The sequence below is a fragment of the Sporosarcina koreensis genome (assembly GCF_001531445.1).
GTDB lineage: Bacteria > Bacillota > Bacilli > Bacillales_A > Planococcaceae > Sporosarcina > Sporosarcina koreensis_C.
In genome coordinates this window covers 30,791-51,097 of sequence record NZ_LQYA01000109.1, presented here as the reverse complement: position 1 = coordinate 51,097, position 20,307 = coordinate 30,791, and the positions used below count along the sequence as shown (strand labels likewise).

The 20,307-nt window shown below is 43.6% G+C and carries 12 protein-coding genes; all 12 read right to left on the bottom strand.

Annotation, left to right across the window (positions count from 1 at the left end):
* Positions 1-13: 13 nt before the first annotated feature.
* Complete coding sequence (locus AWV70_RS12690; protein ID WP_060207619.1) at positions 14-3,070, bottom strand: hybrid sensor histidine kinase/response regulator; 3,057 nt, start codon at positions 3,068-3,070, stop codon at positions 14-16.
* Between the two features lies 1 nt (position 3,071).
* Positions 3,072-3,983 (bottom strand): sensor domain-containing diguanylate cyclase, encoded by a 912-nt coding sequence (locus tag AWV70_RS12685; protein WP_060207617.1) that lies wholly within the window; start codon positions 3,981-3,983, stop codon positions 3,072-3,074.
* Positions 3,984-4,073: 90 nt separating this feature from the next.
* A complete protein-coding gene (locus AWV70_RS12680) occupies positions 4,074-6,194 on the bottom strand; it encodes a cellulose biosynthesis cyclic di-GMP-binding regulatory protein BcsB (protein WP_060207614.1) in 2,121 nt (706 codons plus the stop codon).
* Positions 6,191-7,459, bottom strand: coding sequence for a glycosyltransferase family 2 protein (locus tag AWV70_RS12675; protein ID WP_060207611.1), 1,269 nt, complete (start codon positions 7,457-7,459; stop codon positions 6,191-6,193). The genes AWV70_RS12680 and AWV70_RS12675 overlap by 4 nt, the downstream gene beginning before the upstream one ends.
* Positions 7,452-9,104, bottom strand: coding sequence for a DUF2334 domain-containing protein (locus AWV70_RS12670; protein WP_060207608.1), 1,653 nt, complete (start codon positions 9,102-9,104; stop codon positions 7,452-7,454). The genes AWV70_RS12675 and AWV70_RS12670 overlap by 8 nt, the downstream gene beginning before the upstream one ends.
* 46 nt (positions 9,105-9,150) lie before the next feature.
* A complete protein-coding gene (locus tag AWV70_RS12665; RefSeq protein WP_060207605.1) occupies positions 9,151-10,014 on the bottom strand; it encodes a GGDEF domain-containing protein in 864 nt (287 codons plus the stop codon).
* Entirely contained in the window at positions 9,995-11,089 is a 1,095-nt protein-coding gene (locus tag AWV70_RS23455) for a glycosyl hydrolase family 8 (RefSeq protein ID WP_060207602.1), read from the bottom strand. Before AWV70_RS23455 ends, AWV70_RS12665 begins: the two co-directional genes overlap by 20 nt.
* Before the next feature lie 165 nt (positions 11,090-11,254).
* Positions 11,255-11,866: a class D sortase gene (locus AWV70_RS12655; RefSeq protein ID WP_060207601.1), complete on the bottom strand. Its 612-nt coding sequence runs from the start codon at positions 11,864-11,866 to the stop codon at positions 11,255-11,257.
* A gap of 15 nt (positions 11,867-11,881) precedes the next feature.
* Complete coding sequence (locus AWV70_RS12650; RefSeq protein ID WP_060207598.1) at positions 11,882-17,173, bottom strand: SpaA isopeptide-forming pilin-related protein; 5,292 nt, start codon at positions 17,171-17,173, stop codon at positions 11,882-11,884.
* Positions 17,174-17,462: 289 nt separating this feature from the next.
* Positions 17,463-18,494, bottom strand: coding sequence for an ABC transporter ATP-binding protein (locus AWV70_RS12645; RefSeq protein WP_060207595.1), 1,032 nt, complete (start codon positions 18,492-18,494; stop codon positions 17,463-17,465).
* A complete protein-coding gene (locus tag AWV70_RS12640) occupies positions 18,439-19,491 on the bottom strand; it encodes an ABC transporter ATP-binding protein (RefSeq protein WP_060207593.1) in 1,053 nt (350 codons plus the stop codon). Before AWV70_RS12640 ends, AWV70_RS12645 begins: the two co-directional genes overlap by 56 nt.
* Positions 19,492-19,518: 27 nt before the next feature.
* Positions 19,519-20,307, bottom strand: a 789-nt coding sequence (locus tag AWV70_RS12635; protein ID WP_235588649.1) for an ABC transporter permease, incomplete at its 5' end; no start/stop codon positions are given.

The window sequence follows — 20,307 nt, the reverse complement described above, 5'->3', positions numbered from 1 at the left end:
ATGGCACCTTACTTCATACCGGAACAGTAAATGAGACGGTTGTCCCGACACCGGGCTCGCTCGTGATCGTCAATCCTTTGCCGAATAGTTGCTGCAGTCGTTTATCGGTATTCAATAAACCAATTCCTTTACTTCGCCTCTCCGTTTTCTCTAATAGTTCCCGGAATTTCTCCTGCTCCATGCCTACGCCGTCATCCGCAATCGAGACTACAACTGATCCATCTTTCTCGTTAACTGAAATTTTCACAGCTCCACCATGCGGCAGGCGCAGAACCCCGTGGTTAATGGCATTTTCTACTAATGTCTGAATGGCAAACGGAGGAACAAGCACGTTGACATCCACTGCCAACTGCCATTCGACTTCCAATCTATCGCCAAACCGTTCCTCTTCGATAAATACATACGACCGGACGAGATCCAGCTCATTCTTCAATGGCACGAGCTTTTTCAAGTTCCTCGTTGTGAAGCTCGCATTCAAGTAATTACCGAATTCATTAATCAATTTCACCATCTTCTCTGGGTCCTCTTCACTCAGTGCCGCAATCGTGTTCAACGTATTATAAAGGAAATGTGGTTGAATTTGTGCCTGCAGCCATGCCGCTTCCATCATCACCCGGTCCGACATCGATTTTCCGAGATCTGTCAATGCCCTCACCCGCACAACCAATTCAACCTTATCTACCGGCTTGATAATATAATCGTTTGCTCCGTAATAAAATCCTGTTTGAATATCCTCCAACTGGCTGCGCGCGGTCAGCATCATGATGGGCAGTTCCGCCATACTGTATCGTTCTCGAATTTTCTCCGTTAATTCATAACCTGACATCTTAGGCATCATTACATCTGTCAAGACGAGATCCCATTTGCCTTTACTCAGCAAATTCAAGGCAGCCATCCCGCTCGTGCATGTCGAGACCTCAAATTGAGATGCCATCAAAATGCGCTGAACAATCGTTAAATTGAGTGGGTCATCATCGACAACAAGAATCCTTGGCAGCCCTTCCATTTGTAATCCTGTAGTCAATTCCAAACTTTTGGCAGGTACCTGATACAGCCCCGGAAGTTTCGGAATCAATCCCTTCCTTTCATCCCCTAAAGGAATCACAAATGAAAAAGTTGATCCCTCGGCAACAGTCGATTGCACATCCAACTTGCCGCCATGAAGACGAACGAGCTGCTCGCAAATACTTAGTCCAAGACCAATCCCCCCGCCCATAGCCGTCATACTGGAATCAGCCTGCTCATACGGAAGGAATATCGATTTCAACGTTTCCTTGTCGATCCCGATCCCCGTATCTTTCACGCTGACCCTCGCCATCTCCCCTTCCATTTCGGCGGAAATCGTAATTTCTCCGCATTCTGAATATTTCACCGCATTATGAATAAGGTTAAACACAATTTGAAACAGCCGATTTTCATCCGCCTTTACGTAAGGAAAGTCATCATTGATGTGAATGTTGAATGAAATATCCTTCCCCTCCGTCATAAGTCGCATCATGTCCACGACGCTGGCAACGACGGAGGAAAGATCAACGTCCGTGACAGTAAGCTGAATGTCCCCTTCTTTCAACTGCTGTATATCGAATAGGTCATTCAAGATATAGGACATCCTCTTACTGACGGAAATAAGCGTCTCCATATTCCTCTTGCTTTCGTCGGATAAATGCTCGCTTTCCGTCTCATAAATTGTTTGGGATATATTGATAATTCCATGTAACGGATTGCGTAATTCATGTGATGTGTTGGCTAGGAATTCATCTTTCTTTTGATTCACTCGCAGAAGCCTTGCCGCGAGTGCCTTACTTTCCTCGGCCGTTTGAAAAAATTGTTTGAACCAAAAAACAGCAAAACAGATAACAGCAATGATCATATTGAATGGATAATAAGGGAGAACAACCAATCCAATCGTATTGAAATATGCACAGACTACATTGACCGCAATGCTAATCGTTGCAAATAACAAATAGATGGAACCGCTCGTCCCCTTCGAAACGATTTTCAATAAACTGATTGGAATGAGGATTGGTCCCACAAAATAGAATAATATAAACAGTTTTTCCGAGACAGGCTTGATATCCAGTAGAAGAACGAAAACAAACGATGAATAGAGGAAAATCAACAATCTATATAAACGGGAAAGCAATGATGTTGCTTTCAACTCATCTTCAAGCAACTTTTTGAAGAAAAGTACAAGGAATAAAATACTTGTTGCATAAAAGAAATACACGAGCTTCATCCACCAAAACGGATGAATGGATGGGAATAAATAAAGTAAAATCCGATCATCATCCATAAGGATCGACATCGCCGCGCTTCCAAACACAATGGCTAAATACAATAACTCGCTTCTTCTTGAAAAACCGATGTAAATAATGATGGCGAAAACAAAATGCAACAGTAAGATGCTCACGGATAAAATTTGAGACATGAGTGCGACGGTGTGGCTTTTTTCAACCGCGGACGCATACCCGAATTGTATCGGTATCTGCATCCCGCTTCTTGTCGACGGACCATTGTCGGCAACTTGGATGGATAAATCAATAACGTCGACTTCGCTATCGAAAGTTACTTTAAAAGGTCGGACTTGTTGAATATAATCTCTTTCATTCGTCGCAACCTTTCCCTGCTCCATCACCTTTTCTCCATTAATAAAAACGGTCGATGCGGAACGTATATCTTTTATATATAACGTATATGGTTCATTCGTTCTAACCTTATCGACTACAATCCTAAGGCGATATGTGCCATATAAAAACGACCTATCCTCCCCGGTTGGTGGATCGGTGAGCGATTCTTGCCATTTACCTGGCACGGTTATGTATACCGGCACATTATCCGGCTGCTCCTTATTTTCAAGACTCCATGGGTAAAACATCCATTCTCCGACTAACTGAATCGAATCATCCGCAAAGTCAACTCCGCGTAGATCAAGCACCCCTCCCTCAGCTTGCGGAAGATTCGTATCGTAGTAAAGGTTGGCCCATAGGAATCGAAGCCCCACCAAGGCAAGTAAAAAACTTGTTGTCAGAATGAGGATTTTCTTTCTCTTCATGCTCAATAAATTCGACATGTCACTTCAAATTTCCTTCATTCACTAAAGAACTGTCCTTATAGCATTCAAAAGCATTTCCGACTTTTCCTTTCGCCTCATACATGGCATCATCTGCAAGTTCTAGCAATCGCCGGGCATCCGTACTGTCATTAGGGTACATACTTGCCCCGATACTGACGCTAACTTCAATACCATGCCCTTCCAATTCGAATTCCTTGTTGAATTCGACAAAAATACTTTCTATTACACAATCCACATTAATGGGATCTTCGAGTAGAACAATAAATTCATCCCCACCTACATGGAATAGACACTCATCGAGAAACGGCAGTTGAACGAACCGTTTCCCAATCTCGATTAATAGCAAATCTCCGATAGCATGACCGTACCTATCATTCACCAATTTGAAATGATTCACATCTATGAAAAGCACTACAAATTTTGTACCGTGCTGCTCCGCTCTGCAAATATACTCATCAATTGAAATAAGCAATTTCCTTCGATTCGGCAGTTGTGTCAATTCATGCCTAAAGGCAAGTTGCTTCCAATTTTCCGCATTTTTTTGATCGGTTTTATCGATATGCAATGTAAGTACTTGTTGGATAACCCCGTTAGAAAAAATTGGGATGAACGTCGATTCAAGCCACTTGAACTTGCCGTACTTTGTAACAAGACAACTCTCCCCGTTCCACTGGCTGCCTTGCTGAATTTCATTCCAGATCCCAGGCCAGTCAGCTTTCTCATCATTTACCAAATCCCAATAATTGCTCATTTCCAATTCATCCGCTGTATAGTGAAACTTATCAAGGAAAAGCTCGTTTACATCCGTAATTTTTGCTTCACTTGTCAGTTGGACAATCATAAATGTTTGATTCAAGACGTGTTGAACTGTCCGAATAGTTCTTTTATCATACATGAATTCTTTATACATTCGACTCACCTCTGTAATTGACTACCTATTACTATAGGTGTAAGTTCTTATAAATTACTTAAACTTTTACTGAGGGAGGATGTTCTTCACTCACAATTCAAGGTTATTTTTCCGTGCTTTTCTCTTCATGATTACATAAACAACCACCGCAAGAAGAAGTATACTCGCGAAGCCGATCAACCACCATTTCGTTAAAACATCTACGTTTTCTTCCGCTTTCACCGATTTTACAGCATCCTTCACTTCTTGGAATTGGATTGCATTCGTATAAAGATGCTGTTCTTTTGTCTGGATAGCGACAGTTGAAGGTTCCTCCAAGTTGCTTAACGATTCAAGGAAGTGACCGTCGACAAGCGACATATTTTCTCCTACTCCACTGAAAATGATCATTGCATACTTTTTATCACTCCACGGATTTCCTTGCATCCAACTGTACTGCTTGACAGCTTCTTGAAGAAAACCGAATGATTCAAAAGTGGGAATCTCTTCTTCCATGCCAACAAGGAGATCCTTTTCCACCTCGCGCAATGAAGGATGGAAAGACGGCCCTCCAATGAAAATCAAATGGTTGTGACTCGCTTTCTTACCGTCGAATCGGCCACCATCCACTAACTCGATGGCAGGCACCCCCCCGAAAGCGGTCAATGAACCAAATAATGTCATCAATTCATCATCCCCGACTTTCTTTCCGGCCGGTAAAACGATTTGCGTTTGTTCAGAAGGATCGCTGAACGGATATGGATAACTAGCTAATGTTTCCTCATTCATCGACTCCCCTTCTTGAAAGGTGAAGTAACTGTCTTCCGACAAATAGACCCATCGATTTTCATTGTTGCTGAGACACGGATTCTTTCTCTTCAATCCATTCACTTCAAATCGGAGGGAAATCAAACGGTTCGCCTTGATGGTTCCCTCTTGAATCGGCACGTGAACGGAATAGATTCCATTGTCCTCCTCACCGAGGGAACGTACATCGATTGGATAAGGTACATCATTTACATAGATCACCATCTCGACCGCTTCGCCGACAAGACTGCTTTCAATTTCCTGCGATGTATACTTGAGCGTATCAGAGCGACGCAAACGAAGCTCCATTGCAGGATTCGCATCCATTCGTGGAGGAGCATAGCCAAAATATGTGTCACTTTTACTTGTGGATTGATCGAACGTCAAATTCCCGATGCCAAACTTTTTCAAAGTGATTGTTCCACTTTCGCTCACATTTTCAGGAATGGACGTGATAGTCATCTTCTGTCCCACTAATTGTTTACTATATCGATCTTGCAATAAAATGCTGATCCGGCTCCCAATTTGGTCAGGCGACTGCGCTGTAATGATCAACGACTCGACCGTCCCGCCTTTATTAGCAACGCGGTGCCTTGACAGGGACAAACCTTCTTTTTGAACCTCCACTTCCCCTTTGGCAAATAAGCTTTTCATCGTTTGAGAAGTGAATTCAGATGGAGTGCCGATGACGATAAAATTTCCAGTAATGGTTCCGATTTTTGATTCCCGAAGGATCTTGATGCCATTTGCACCTACCGACTTCCCCTTTAAATACGCTCCGATCGCCGCTCCGGCACCTCTAGTTTGCAACGAAGCATTATCCGGAAGGACAATTGTGACTTGCTGTCCTTCTTGTTCGGTGAATAAGGCTGGATACTCCGACAACGACGGACTTTCCGATGTTTGTTCGTTTAATCGCAAGGAAGAATCGATGCCGATTGTGAGCCAGTTCCCTGGCGTTTCCTGATCGACGCAAACCCCTTCTTTAATGACGCCGTTAAATGTCACTTTCACACTATGAAACCCTTTAGCAAGGGCATCGCCGGTCAACGGAATGACAATTCTGTTCGTAAGTGTTTCACTGTTCAAAGGGATAGAGCGGACATTTTCCTCGTCAATACTGATAGTGACTGCGGATGGTTCGATCAGTAGCTCCGAATGTTTCAAATGCAGGACGATTTCATTCCCGGCAGGAGCGATATCGGATCGGACTTCGTAGAAAAAAGTCTTTTCCTCAACAGGACCGTACAACTCGATCGGCATATTCGTTAGTACTTGCCGATTTTTACGTGATTCTTCGGTGGAAGCAATCGACAGCTCATCCAACTGGATCTCATATCCAGCCTTTGCTATACGACCGAGAAACATTGTGCTGCCTAGTAGGCAAATCGTAAGTAGAAGCAATTTTATAGTGCGTTTATTCATTGGACATCTCCCCGTTTTTGTTCGAATCGTTCTGTCTTGTACCAGCGAACTTCCTGTCGCAGAAAGACCCGTTTCAATTCCAAACCTAGCGAATAGACGACTAGAACGATCCACATTTGTGAATACGTGAAATACATGAAAATGACATAAAAAAAATTTGAGCGGTTCATTTCTGTCTTCTCGATACTTAGCGTAATCATGACTTCTGCTAGAAACAGCAGGAGGGCAAGCCCCCAAAGGACGAGCGCCACATTTCCGACAGATAAATGTAAATCGTAGAAAATATTGACGATAAACAGGGCGTTCGATACGATGACCCCGAAAAAGAACAGGAAATAAGTGAAAAAGAAATAGAACAAGTCAAAGATGATCCGCTTCCGTTTTAGCTTAAAAAATTGGCTTAGGAACTTTAGGACGACATATTGATTGCCCCTTGCCCATCTTGTCCTCTGCCGCCACCAAACTTTCAGTGTTTCCGGTTCCTGCTCCCAAGTAATCGCGGCCGGGAAAAAACGGATCCGATACCCGAGATTATAGACGCGCACCGTCAATTCCGTATCTTCCGCCAGTGCTTTCACATCCCAGCCACCCAATTCCTCCATCACGGACCGTCGGATTGCAAAGTTCGTACCGGGTATCGTCGCAACTTTGAACCATTTCCATCGTCCCCCTTGCGCCATCCATTGGAAGCAGATCGTTTCGATATTAATGAATCTTGTAAGCCATGTGTTTTTTGCATTTGTGACACGGAACTTCCCGACGACAGCTGCGGCTTCTTTATCATTCAACAAACCCATGACCAAATACCAAACCGCCATCCGCTCAGGCGTATTATCTGCATCGTACACAACGATGACTTCGCTGGATGTTTGCCTCAACGCTTCATTCAACGCCGAGGACTTTCCTATCCCCTTGTTCGGCGGCTTCGTTTCAATCACTTTAATGAATGGAAATTTCACTGTAAATGATGCAGCGATTTCCCCCGTCCGATCCGATGAATTATCATTAATGACAATGACCTCTAATTTGTCTTTCGGGTAATAAAGCCTGGACATCGCCTTCAAAGTTTGTTCAATAACAACCTCTTCATTGTGTGCCGGGATAAAAATGCTGACTGTCGGCAGATCGGTCATCTTTTCCTTCCATCTCGGTATTACACGTTCATACGTCTTGAAATGGCGGTAGCCGCCTTGCATGAGAAACATATGGTATAACAGCATGACCCAGATCAGAACGAGCGCCGTGTAAAAAAGTATATTAGCCAATAGATTCCCTCTCTCTGAACAGCCTTTTTTTCAATCCGACACGTAAACTTGCAATATAAATGAAGAAGGCAGTTAGGAATAGCGCTACTACAACGGCCATCAACCATAAAGCCCCCTCCAGCGGATGCTCTTTCGACCGTTCAACCAACCGATTCCAGTAGTTCCTTTCGGATTGGACCTTCAAACCACCATTCTCTTGTTGATGGATGAGTATATCGTCCGTCTTCACGATCTGCTCCTCTGTACGCAAATCCAACCATTCAATCGGCCCTACCGAATAAATGAGCTCCAGCATCTCCGGCAAATACTCAAGACCTAAATACGGATGATAAAACCCGCCAACTACAGAGCCTGGAATTTCCTTCAATTGTTTAACGGATTCCCTTGCTCCTTGAAGAGGGTCTGCCATTGTCGGGTCCGCATAACCGATCGTTTCAGGATAAAGTGTCATGCCAGATAAGATTTGAGGCGTTGAAATAAAAAGCGGGGCATCCATCACTCCCCAATTATCATCACTTAATTGCACTTGCCCGAAAATCGATGTGAAGTAATCCGAGGTAATCCCGTATCCTGTCGAACTCATTGTGTAGTGCGGCGCTTCGAACGCAAGCGGAATTAAGCCGAGATCGACCAAATCTTCAATCGCTTTCCGGTGTTTACGTTCGATATACCGTTTCTCAATCAAGTCAACTTCGTTCATGAACGAATCAAACTCATCTTGCGAACGGAAGGACTCACGGGAAGGTAAAGGTGCCGGCAACTTGTCCGTACGCTCCGTTGTGATTTTTTGATTTAATTGATCGTCCCAAAACTCGAATCCTTCCCCGGTTTCCTCGTACCGATAAGAATGCGTATAGCCATGCGCAATAATGATGCCGCCGCGGTCCTGTAAATGCCTAAGCACATCGACAAGCTTTCGGTTTGCAGACAACCGCATCTGTTCGCCCGTTTCATTGTTCACATAAACCGGAATAACTGCCATATAGAACGGAATGCCCCGATCCGCCAAATAGTCTCCAGTCTCTTTCACCAACTGATGGTCCGAAACAGGTGAAATGTCCTCTAACCGAAGATAGGCAGGATGTACATCAGGCGGGTCTATCCCTAATATTGGATACATCGCTTTCGATATCTGCATCTTTTCATCCGTGGCAAAAGAAGTTGCTGCTATATAGGAAAGCCGTCCATTTTTGATAATGAAAGGGATCGTTTCATTCAAACTATTGCCACTTACGATAATCTCGCTTCCTTGAGGCGGGATAACTTGCACGGCAGAGATGGATTTAGTTAGCGAGTGACCATCAAGCGACCTCAATTCAACCTCTCCCCGGTAGTCCCACCCTTTGAATGTCCGAAGTTGGTCTGCGTTGTATCCGAATGCAATCATATCCCCCTTGTACCCGTCCAGTGCTTTAATGAGTGGTGCTGGCAAGTCCATCTTTGCATCTCCAACAAGGACAACTGCATCCGTCCCCGTCAGAAGTTCAGGTTGAAATTCCTGTACGGAAACGACTCGCTGTTCAGTTGTGAAGGCGGAAAAAGTAGCATCAATCATATGCACATTTTCATCCACCCGATTCTCTTCGGCAGCATAGATGAGCAACAGTTTTAGGCTATCGCTTGCTGCATCTGATCGGGATTGCATAACCCCCCAACTTGAAACGAGAAGAAAGCCAATCAGTATCCACTTTCTAAATTGCATGGGCGATCATCTCGCTTTCGACTTTCTCCAACAGCTCTTCGTATTCGACGTTGAAGGAACTCCCGTCATATAAGACAAATCCGATATGGAAGGAAAGATCAATATACTTTCCGTTCAGCAATTGGTGGGTTTTAAGTCGTTCGCGTAATTTTTCGATAACCGTTTCCAATGACGCATCGGTCGTATTCGTTAATTCAACGGCGAAGCAATCGCGGGCATACCGAAACTTCCGATCTGTCATCCTCAACATTTCCTGCAAGACTTGAGCAATTGACGAAAGCACATGAACCCTTTCTTTTTCGCCATACAGTTTGCCGAACTCTTCATAATGCTCAACTTGGAGGAAGAGGAGGACAAATGCGCCGCCATATCGGTCAATGCGCTTCATTTCGGAAGTCACTTCCAACTTCATCCGTTCACGATTGTCAAAACCCGTTTCCGGATCGACAGCCACGAATTGACGGATCTTTTCGCGCAGCTGCACAATCTGCTTTTGCTGATTCATAAACTGCTCATGCACTTTGCCTGCAATAATGATGAGAACGATGAGCAATAGTCCATATACCAAGAAAAAAGGTAATGGAATACCGATTGGCGCAATCGGCAATCGGTTGATTGACAGATGACTATAAAACAAAATAGTGCCAAGTAAAAATAAATAGGGCAAACACCAGAATAATGCCGTTACCGGGCCTTTACTTATGGCAACAGCTAATAAGAGAAGGGAAAAGCCAATCAAAAACAAACCAACCGTGCCATATGGCGATAACAAATAGGCCGGAACCTGAACGACTATTAACAAGAAAACAAGTGAGACAAGCACGCCCTTGCCCTTATCTGAAAACTTCTTCATCGATTCCTTTCCTCTCCGCAAGCAAAGCCAGTAGATTGTCGAACGTGTGTGTATCGAGAGTTGGCACGTCAATATAGCCTCCGTAGTACTCTTCTGTTTCATCCATCTGTTGCAACGTCTGCATCTGAGCCAATAACGCCCTTGCCATATCTGCCTCTCCTATTTCCAAACACATTAATATGGCTAGTGCATACACAGCAGGTGCTTCGTAATCGACTAGGGGGGTCCCCGTCTTCGAATCATATCTGCCGTACAACTTCCCATTCCCTTTTGAAAATGCCTCTTTTGTAAAGTCGAGCAAGGGCATTACATCCCCTCCCCACTGTGCTCTGTGATAACCAATATAATATTGGTCGATTAAGTTCACTTCTTCGTCATAAGAAAAATGTTTCGTCTTTATATCATATGCTTTCGGGAAAAAACCGAGGGAAGTGTAAGGTATTTCCACCAGCAAGGAGACTGTATCGTCATATATCCGTTGCGGAATGAAATTGTTCTCCTTCAGAAAATCAAACGCCGAGGGGATGATATAACTAAGCGTGATTGTCGTCCCCTGGTACTTCGACTTCAAATCGATATAATCCACCATCAAGCCCCCATTAATTTGATAGTTGCCCAATCCTTCACCCATCTTCAAAGCCAACTTCGTGTAAGCGGTCTTATTCCATTTCCTCCCCGCCTCGAATAACGCATTCATGATCCTCAAATCATCAATGGACGCATTGGCAGGTGCTGAAGCCATTCCCCTTACTTCCCAAGTGACTAAATAATCCTTCGTTAAAAAGTGTTCTTCCAACACATGTACTTGCTGATCAAACTGTTTTACATCATCTTTCGCAAGCAAGTATTCCATCCATAACCCGACCGTTTCAGACAAATAGACATCACTCTGTCCCAACAGGTCCGTCTGGATTCTTCCATCCTTCTTCATAAAATGTTCCAAAATAAACTGTTCAGCAGACAACTGACTTTTTGCAAACGCCCCTTCCTGCTTTTTCATTGAAGTGACTTTCGAAGCAACTCCAATAATGAGGAGCAGTGAGATAATCAAGATGCAAGTATTACGAAAACCCATACGCTAGTTCCTTTCTCATGCTGCGATACTTTGTATATGCAATTATATAGGTCCTTTCTTATAAGACTCTTAAAAAAACGTCAACTCAGCAATCAGCAAAGGCGATAAGTTGAGAATAAAAATGAGCCATCCCCTTTACAAGGAATGACCCACCTAAGTTTTTTCCTATTTCCGCTCCATACTCTCTACCAACTCGCCTTTCACAGCAACCCGCTCTTTGCCGGAAACTGTACAAGTTATTAAGGTGATTTCATTTTTACCTTCCGAATCATCCAGCACTTCGACGAAGGTCGGTTGAATGACTTCTTTGCTCGTAATCTCATAGACATACGTCTTATCGCCTGCATGAAGCTGGATCTTTTCACCAATCGGGACCTTTGATAGATTGCTGAAATGACGTCCATCCCGATACCCTCGGTGGCCTGCGATCGTGAAATTCCCTACCCCCGGCTGTTGATCGGGTTTAATTTGCGTAAGAGCGATGTTGAGATTCTCATCGGTCGTTTCGTTCAAAATATGCTGTTTCATATGAATGAAGGGAATCTCAAGTTCCATAACATTGTCCAACTGCTCTTGTGTCAACGTTAGATGTTCAATTTGCTGCAATGGAACCGGCTCCACTCCATCCCATTCAGCGATGAGCGACAAGGCTTGTTCCATTGCCTTCACTTCTTTGGATTGGTTCCACTCCACATAAAGCGGAAAAGAAACGAGGACGAGCCCCGCTAGCAAAAACAAAATACCAACTACCGCTTTTTTGTTTTTCAAGGTTCTCATCCTCTCTTCCTTTACTTATTCAACTGACTTGCGACGAACGACCATGAAACCACCGATTACCATTAAGGCGAATCCAAGGATAATCATGTACAGCAAATGCTGTTCGCCTGTTTGTGGGAGGGTGTCCTTTCCAGATGCATTCACGTTTTGACCGTCCACTTTAGAACCGTCGTCACTTTCGACGTCTCCTGTACCTGTCGTGGAAGAATCAGGTTGGCCGTCTGTCGTTCCATTGTTGACATTGCCGTTATGGTTGTCTGCTGGGCCATTGTTGGAATCGTCCTTGTCGCTAGGCTTTCCTGGCGTTATTGGTTTTTCTTCTGTTATAGGATCTTCATCATTTGGAACATTTGATGGATTCTCTTCCCCTGGTTTACCCGGTTTTTCGGAATCGGTTGGATCCTCTTTATCTGGATTTTTTGGGTCTTCACCTGGTCTATTCGGCTCGCCGGGTTTATCCGGATCTACCGGTTTGCTTGGATCTTTGCCTGGGTTGGTTGGATCTTCACCCGGTCTGTTTGGTTCGCCAGGTTCAGTCGGGTCTACCGGTTTGCCTGGATCTTCAGGGTCCACAGGTTTACCTGGTTCTACTGGCCAAACCGGATCTGGAATTAGAGTGTTTGTTTTTTCAACACCCACTGTTTCCGTCTGGTTCTCTGTTATCGTAAAGCTTACCGGTTCTTTATTCACATAATAACCAGAAGGAGCTTTTGTCTCTACGAATTGATAGTCTCCCGGATCGAGCTCGTCCAGATAAATCTTTCCATTTTCATCTGTTACGAGTTTCTCAGGATCAATCGTAGTTACAACTTCATACCCTTCAGGCAAGCTTTCATTCATCATACGCAACTCAAATACTGCATTTGGAAGGACCAACAACTTATCTGCATTGTATTTTGTAAGATGTACGGAATGAGTAATCTTTTTGTTCGTGATCGTTTTGCTGAATGCTTTGCCGTCTTCAGCAGCATCACTTACAACAATCGTATGTTCTTTCTCATCAATTACATAACCCGCTTTTGCCTTTGTTTCTTTCAGCTTGTATATGTCGTAAGGTAAATCGGTATATTCTATTTGCCCGTTGGAATCGGTTATCCTTCTACCTCCAACTACATCGCCACTGCTGTTCGTCAATTCGAATTCGGTGCCGGATAGTTTAGCGCCGTCAGCAGCATCTTCCTTACTAATGATGAGACTACCCTTGCCACGTTTGTTGTCCATCGTCACGTCAGTAAATTTCGTCTGATCTTTGTTGATCGTAAAGGCTGCTGTTTTTCGGTTTTCTTCATCGGTATCCAAGAAATAATGTTCCGGTGCTCTCGTTTCAAGGAAGTAATATTCTCCTGGCTCTAGGTTATTTACGGTAATTTCACCATGATCATCTGTTGTTCGGCGAATTTCATTTCCTTCTTTGTCTGTTACAATGCTGTCGTCAGCAGCATCGTATAGTACGAACTCTGCACCTTTTAACGTTTCATTGCTGACGCCATCCACTTTCACCAATTTGACAGCCTGATGGATTTTTTCGTTGCGGATTGCACCATAATCTTTTGTCGGCGAATCGATTTCAATTTCAATGTCTTCGGATATGCCGACATACTCCTGAGGAGGGGTTATTTCTTTCAGAATATAAGATCCGTATTTGACACCTGTAAATTTGGCAATCCCGTCATCACCTGTCGTTGCAGTATAAGAGATTTGATTACCCTCTTTATTCACTAATTCAAATACAGCACCTTTGAGGAAGATGGTTGAATCGGCCGCATCGACTTTTTCAACTATTAACTCGCCTTGTTTATAGTTCTTCATTGTTAATTTTTTGATTGCCATCTGATCTTTTACAATGGTAAATTCAATCGGTGTTTTATCTAACCAGTAGCTATCATCTTTAGTTTTTATTTCGATAAGCTGATAGTCGCCAGGTTCAAGGCCATCGATGTAAATTTCACCTTCGTCATTTGACAGTAATGACTTATGCTCGTCTACGATGATATATTGTCCATTGGCATCTTTCATTCGAAGTTCGAATTCAACACCTTCAAGCGGGTTACCATCTGAATCAGTTTTAACTAATTCAAATGACTGTTCAATTTTTTCATTCTTAACAGTTAAATATTCAACATAATTTGGCGTTTTCGGATCACCATTGTCTTTAATGGGGACCAATTTCCGATTTTTATATTCTGATACCTCCAAATTATAGTCACTTGGTGCTTGTGTTTCGACTAAATAATAGTTACCTTGTCCGACTTTAGTTTGGAATGTATAAACACCATCTGCGTCGGTGGACACTCGTTCGATTAAAAATCCGTCAGTTTCTGCGCTCCACAGTTCAAATTCGGCACCTGATAACTTTAATTCTTCATTATCTTTGTCAACTTTTGTGATTACAAGCTGACCTTTTTTTGCATCAGCACCTCCTGAAAAGTTGAATGATTTACTAAAGTTTGATTCATCTTCAGTAACACTAGTTTCATCATTCGATCCATAGGATAGATGTGCCTTGTTTACAACTGTCTCGCCTGATGCACCTAAGAAATAGGTTTCGTATTTTACAACATACGCTTTTGTTAGTTCTTCTTGATTAAAATTAATTTCAAATGTTGCATTTGGATCATTAAGATTTTCAAAAGAGATATCATAAAGGCCTGTGCCTGGTTCATGACATGTCCCTAGATTTGGCGCTGAATTTGTACCTTTGAAATTCATTTCGCAGATTTGGAAGGAATCTTTATTAACTATTTGGTTCGGATTCCCCTCATCATCGTTACCTATCGTATCTGTAATCACCGCATTTTTCAGAGTCGATTGTCCCCAGTTTAGATTCATCGTCCAATTAAACCTTGCGGAACCACTGACTTGTGATGCATTTTTAGTAATTAGTTTTTCTGTGTGTTCAACAGTTACCTCTCTATTCCATTTCCCTGAATAAGATCCTGTCGGGGTTGTACCTGTAAGCTCCGCATTATTTTTCACAGTTTCCTTATTAGGGTTTGGCGCATAGAAATCATGTTTATTTCTAGATTCATAAACTATGAGGTATGCATCAACAATTTCTTTATTGAATGTAATTGTGAAAGAGTTTTCTAATGAACCTGGTGTTAATGTATAGTCTGCGCCCTCACTTAGAGGATTCTCTTCATCTGGTACTCCATCACCGCCAGATGTTAAATCCAGCTTGTATACTTTAATCGAATCACGATCTACTACTTGGGAATCTGATAATGTGTCTGTAAATATGGCATTTGTAATTTCATCAAAGTTGTAGTTAATTCCTACACTCCATTCGAATTTTTTATGCTCATAGTTGTAGTTACCTGTTTTATAACCTTTGCCTTTTTGCTGGTTATTAATGTCTACGGTGCTTGTTATATCATTTACATTATAGGTTTTGCTGCCTGCTTCCCATTTGAGGTTACCGACATTTGTATACGTATCAAGGTTAGTTGCACCTCGAACAACATATTCAGTTGTATACGTAATTGTAATAGGATCAGAAATCGGCCCATCGATTTCAAGTTTGAATCCACCTTTTTTATCACCAGACGTAGTCCCATCCACATCCGTAAACTCATACGGAAGCTCTGAACCATTAATCATTACTTTAAATGTGCCGTCTACAATCTTCAGATTTTGCTTTTCAAAAACATCATCTAAAACAATGTTACTCATTGTGTATCTAGCACTGTTCAATACTATTGTCCAATCTACTGTTTTGCTTTGATAATTGATGTTTGAGTTGGACTTGGTTATTACATTCTGGCTGTAAGAAGCTGTTGCATTTTTTTTATCATTTTGCCGATCACTGCGAACAACCTCATTTTTAATCGGAATATCTCCTGTTACCAAATCTTTCGGTTTAGTCGTATACGTAATGGTGAATTCATCTGAAACAGATTTTAATAGTTTTAGAACGAAACCTGTTTCCGAAGTAGTCACCTCATAATCAGTATTGAGAGTAAGGTCACTGACATTGATATTTCCAACAAGTTCATGCTTATCCGCATTGGTTTTCCAAGTATCTGTAATCGTCAGACCTGCCTCCAATGGTCTACGATTCTCATTTACTTTTATCGTCCAATTTGCTTTTTCGCCACTTTTACTAACGGACTTTGATAAAGGAGAACCATACTTGATTGTTGTTGATTGTGGATCTGATGCTCCATTAAAGTTGCCTGTATTCCCTAAGGTTTCTTCTGCTTCATCCGAGTCGTCGGGAATCGTTTGATATTCAATTGTATAAGCATATTTACCTGTTAGGCTCAATGTGAAGTCATTGGATTCAGCATTTAGTGGTGAAAAATCACTCGTAACATCTGTTTCTGCACCAATTACTGATCCGTCGGTACCTAATGTTTTTTGCGTAACTTTAAGTGATGTTGGGTCATATTTATGTTTCCCTCTAAGAGTATCTGTGAATTCGACACCCGTTCCAAGGTCGTCCATTACCGTATTAACTTCCACTGTCCATTTTATAAATCGACTGTTAGCGCCACCATTATCAGCTGAAGAGCTTTTTTTAACTTTCGCCCCTCCAGTTGGTTGGAAGTGTAATTTTTTTGTTTCGTTAACACCATTATTAGGCAATATTAGGTCTTGCTCTAATTCTTTATTATCCGACTCAAACTTCGCTTGAATGTTAAAGTATCCAGTTGTTTCAATTCCACCGGAGCCCTCTTTACCTTGGAAACGAATTTCATCATTAAATGTGATGACTACTTGCCCGTTACTTACAACAAATGATGCATACGTAACAGGAGGAAACTCTCCATTGTATAAATCGCCTGATCCACTCACAGCCTTCAGCGGTTCAGGCAACTCGTAAGTTAATGTGGAACCTTCTCCATAATTATGATTGCTTGGTAAAGTGAATTGTAGTTCTAATGAAAGTTCATCACCCATTTTCGGACGGTAACTCGGATCTGATAGATTTATGGACGGAGTTATTGTGTGAATAACTGAAGGATCTACCACAGGATCATTATCCGACATCATTATTAAAGAAGTCGGTTGTTCACAATCCTCCACTCCCTCAACCAGCTCATCACCATCAATTTCAATTCCAGCAGTATCTCCACTGCTCACAATTTCTCCACCACCCTGCTGTTCTTCACCGCACGCGTCCCTCAAGGGCTTTTCAGTGATTTCGGATTCTGGATCTCCATCATCAACTGGATTTTCATTATTATCTTCATCTGAACTAGTGATCGGCGGATCAATCTCACTCGCACTAACCGTCGCCATCGGCCCCAAGATTGTCTGCCCAATTAGCAACAGCATTAACATAAATACATATACTTTTTTCATACGGTACTCCTTCCCTATTTCTTGCATTACAGTTGATAGTCTTTCACGTGGCTTCGACATTGACAAACGTCATTTATTTTGAGATGACCGTAACTTATCCATCCCCTTCGACTTTATTTTTCACCAATCCCATCGTAGTGAACTGCTCTTACATATCACTAAATGGATTCTTACACTTTTCTTAAACTACTTTTTTGAAACGACAAAAAGCCCCGCAGAAAGAATTCTTTCTACAGGGCACATTTTGCAATATTCAGTAAATCGCTTATAATTTTCAGGCCAATTCAGTTTAAAACACAGCTTCCTCAAACCCTTTCACTCGCAGCTCGCCATTTTCAATTTCCTCGACATAATGGCAGGCGGCTTTATGCCCGTCGATCATCGATTCATGCGTACGCAATGCCGGCACGTCGATTTTGCACTTTTCCTGTGCGAACGGGCAGCGTGTATGGAAACGGCACCCTGTCGGCGGGTCGATCGGCGAAGGGACATCCCCCGTGAGGACGATATGCTTTTTTTCGCGTGTCGGATCCGGGACTGGGATAGCGGAAAGCAGCGCCTTCGTGTATGGATGCTTCGGATTTTCGAAAATCGAATATTTATCGCCGATTTCGACAATCTTTCCGACATACATGACGATGACCCGGTCCGAAATATGACGGACGACGCCTAAGTCATGTGATATGAATAAATAGGTCAATTTGAATTCCTTTTGCAAATCCTTCAATAAGTTCAGCACTTGCGCTTGAATGGAGACGTCGAGTGCGGAAACTGCCTCATCGCATATGATAAGCTTCGGATTGACCGACAACGCCCGGGCAATACCGATACGCTGCCGCTGACCGCCGGAAAATTCGTGCGGGTACCGGTCCGCTTGGTATTCATTCAACCCGACTGTTTCCAGCAGTTCAATTATGCGGGTTCTTCTTTCCTTCGGGGGCAACACTTTCTGGATCGCCATCGCTTCATCAAGGATATCCGCCACAGTTTGGCGCGGGTTGATGGACGCATATGGATCTTGGAAGATGATCTGTAAATCCTTGCGCTGCTTCCGCATCTCCCGCTTCGACAATGATGTCAGTTCCAGGCCGTTAAACGTAACGGCTCCTTCCGTCGGCTCTTCCAGACGGAGGATCGCACGGCCCGTCGTCGATTTCCCACAGCCGGACTCCCCGACAATGCTGACCGTTTCCCCTTCATAAATCGTAAAACTAATATCATCGACCGCTTTTACGTGGTTGATCGTGCGTCCCATCATTCCGCCTTTAATCGGAAAGTATTGTTTCAGTCCCTCGACTTTGAGCAATTCTTTTTTCGCCATAGACAATCACCTCCGATTCGCCTTCCCATTTTTCAGAATAAATCCAGCAGCGCACATCGTTTCCTTCCTCATCCTTCAGCAAATCCGGCATGACATTTCTGCATAAATCAGTCGCAACAGGACACCTCGGGGCAAATCTACACCCAATCGGCATCTCTTTCGGATTTGGCACGTTCCCGCTGATTGACTCCAGTTTTTCAAGCTCTACATCGTGTCTTGGCAATGAATTCATCAAACCGATTGTATACGGATGCTTCGGCTTCTGGAAAAGAGTCACGACATCCGAATATTCGACGACCTGCCCCGCATACATGACGACGACCTCTTCACATGTTTCCGCCACGACGCCGAGGTCATGCGTAATCATGATGACTGACATGCCGAGTCGCTTCTGCAAATCGCGGATAAGCCTAAGGATTTGTGCCTGGATCGTGACGTCAAGCGCAGTCGTCGGCTCATCAGCAATCAAAATTTCCGGATTGCAGGCAAGCGCCATCGCAATCATGACACGTTGCCGCATCCCACCCGATAATTCGTATGGATATTGCTTCACGCGCTTGTCCGGTGAGGGAATTCCGACGAGCTTCAACAATTCGACGGATTTCACATATGCCGCTTTCTTCGACAAATCCTGATGCTCCATTAGCGACTCGCTGATCTGCTGGCCGACCGTGAACACAGGATTCAACGACGTCATCGGTTCCTGGAAGATCATTGAAATCGCATTTCCCCGGATATCCCGCATTTTCTTATCAGAGAAAGAAAGAAGATCCTCCCCTTTGAATCTGACTTCTCCCCCTATTATTTTTCCATTCGTCGCAAGAAGCTTCAAAATCGAAAGTGCGGTAATGCTCTTCCCTGAACCCGACTCTCCGACAATTCCAAGCGTCTTCCCTTCTGGAAGGGTGAAACTCACGCCATCAACCGCCTTCACTTCACCGTCATCCGTATAAAAAGATGTGCGGAGATCCCGCACTTCCAGTAATTCCGTTTTCATTCAGGACACCTCCCTTTCAACCAGGAATCAGTTCAAATCAATCCGCTTGTTCAGCATGCGGTACGATATATCGACGAGCAAATTCACAAACACGAACAGGAAGGAAATGACGAGGACAGCCCCCTGAACGATCGGAAAGTCCCTCGTCCGGATTGCATTGATTGTCAGTTGCCCCATGCCGTTTATTGCAAAAACCGATTCCGTCAATACGGCTCCGCCAAGAAAACCGCCGAACTCAAGCCCGACAACCGTAATGACGGGAATCATTGCGTTTTTCAGCGCATGGCGATAAATGACGACACGCTCCCCCATCCCTTTCGCCCTTGCCGTCCGAATGTAGTCCTGTCCTATAACTTCCAACATCGATGAACGCGTCATCCGCGCAATGATCGCGGCCCCTCCAGTTCCAAGCGTGATGACGGGCAGAAACAACTGTCGCCAATCATCCCCCCAGCCGGACGGACGCATTTTCATGAAGTCCGGCATCCAATCCGGACCGATCGCGAACCATTGGATGAGCATGAGTCCAAACCAGAAATTCGGCATCGATAAGCCGAAAAGCGCGACAATCATTATTGAAACGTCGGACCATGTATAATGCCGGACAGCCGAAATGATGCCGGCAATCAATCCAAGGAACACGGCGAGGACCGTTGCATAAAAGGACAGCTCCACAGTTGTCCAAAACCGTGCCTTTATTTCATCCGTGACGGCACGGCCGCTGCGAACCGAATTTCCAAGATCGCCCTGAAGAACATTCTTCATATAACTGAGGTATTGCACAGGCGCCGGTTCATTCAAGCCAAGCTTCTCCCG

Coding starts and splice junctions, on each gene's coding strand:
- AWV70_RS12690 (WP_060207619.1), bottom strand. CDS start 3,070: ATGTCGAATTTATTGAGCATGAAGAGAAAGAAAATCCTCATTCTGACA.
- AWV70_RS12685 (WP_060207617.1), bottom strand. CDS start 3,983: ATGTATAAAGAATTCATGTATGATAAAAGAACTATTCGGACAGTTCAA.
- AWV70_RS12680 (WP_060207614.1), bottom strand. CDS start 6,194: ATGAATAAACGCACTATAAAATTGCTTCTACTTACGATTTGCCTACTA.
- AWV70_RS12670 (WP_060207608.1), bottom strand. CDS start 9,104: ATGCAATCCCGATCAGATGCAGCAAGCGATAGCCTAAAACTGTTGCTC.
- AWV70_RS12665 (WP_060207605.1), bottom strand. CDS start 10,014: ATGAAGAAGTTTTCAGATAAGGGCAAGGGCGTGCTTGTCTCACTTGTT.
- AWV70_RS23455 (WP_060207602.1), bottom strand. CDS start 11,089: ATGGGTTTTCGTAATACTTGCATCTTGATTATCTCACTGCTCCTCATT.
- AWV70_RS12655 (WP_060207601.1), bottom strand. CDS start 11,866: ATGAGAACCTTGAAAAACAAAAAAGCGGTAGTTGGTATTTTGTTTTTG.
- AWV70_RS12650 (WP_060207598.1), bottom strand. CDS start 17,173: ATGAAAAAAGTATATGTATTTATGTTAATGCTGTTGCTAATTGGGCAG.
- AWV70_RS12645 (WP_060207595.1), bottom strand. CDS start 18,494: ATGGCGAAAAAAGAATTGCTCAAAGTCGAGGGACTGAAACAATACTTT.
- AWV70_RS12640 (WP_060207593.1), bottom strand. CDS start 19,491: ATGAAAACGGAATTACTGGAAGTGCGGGATCTCCGCACATCTTTTTAT.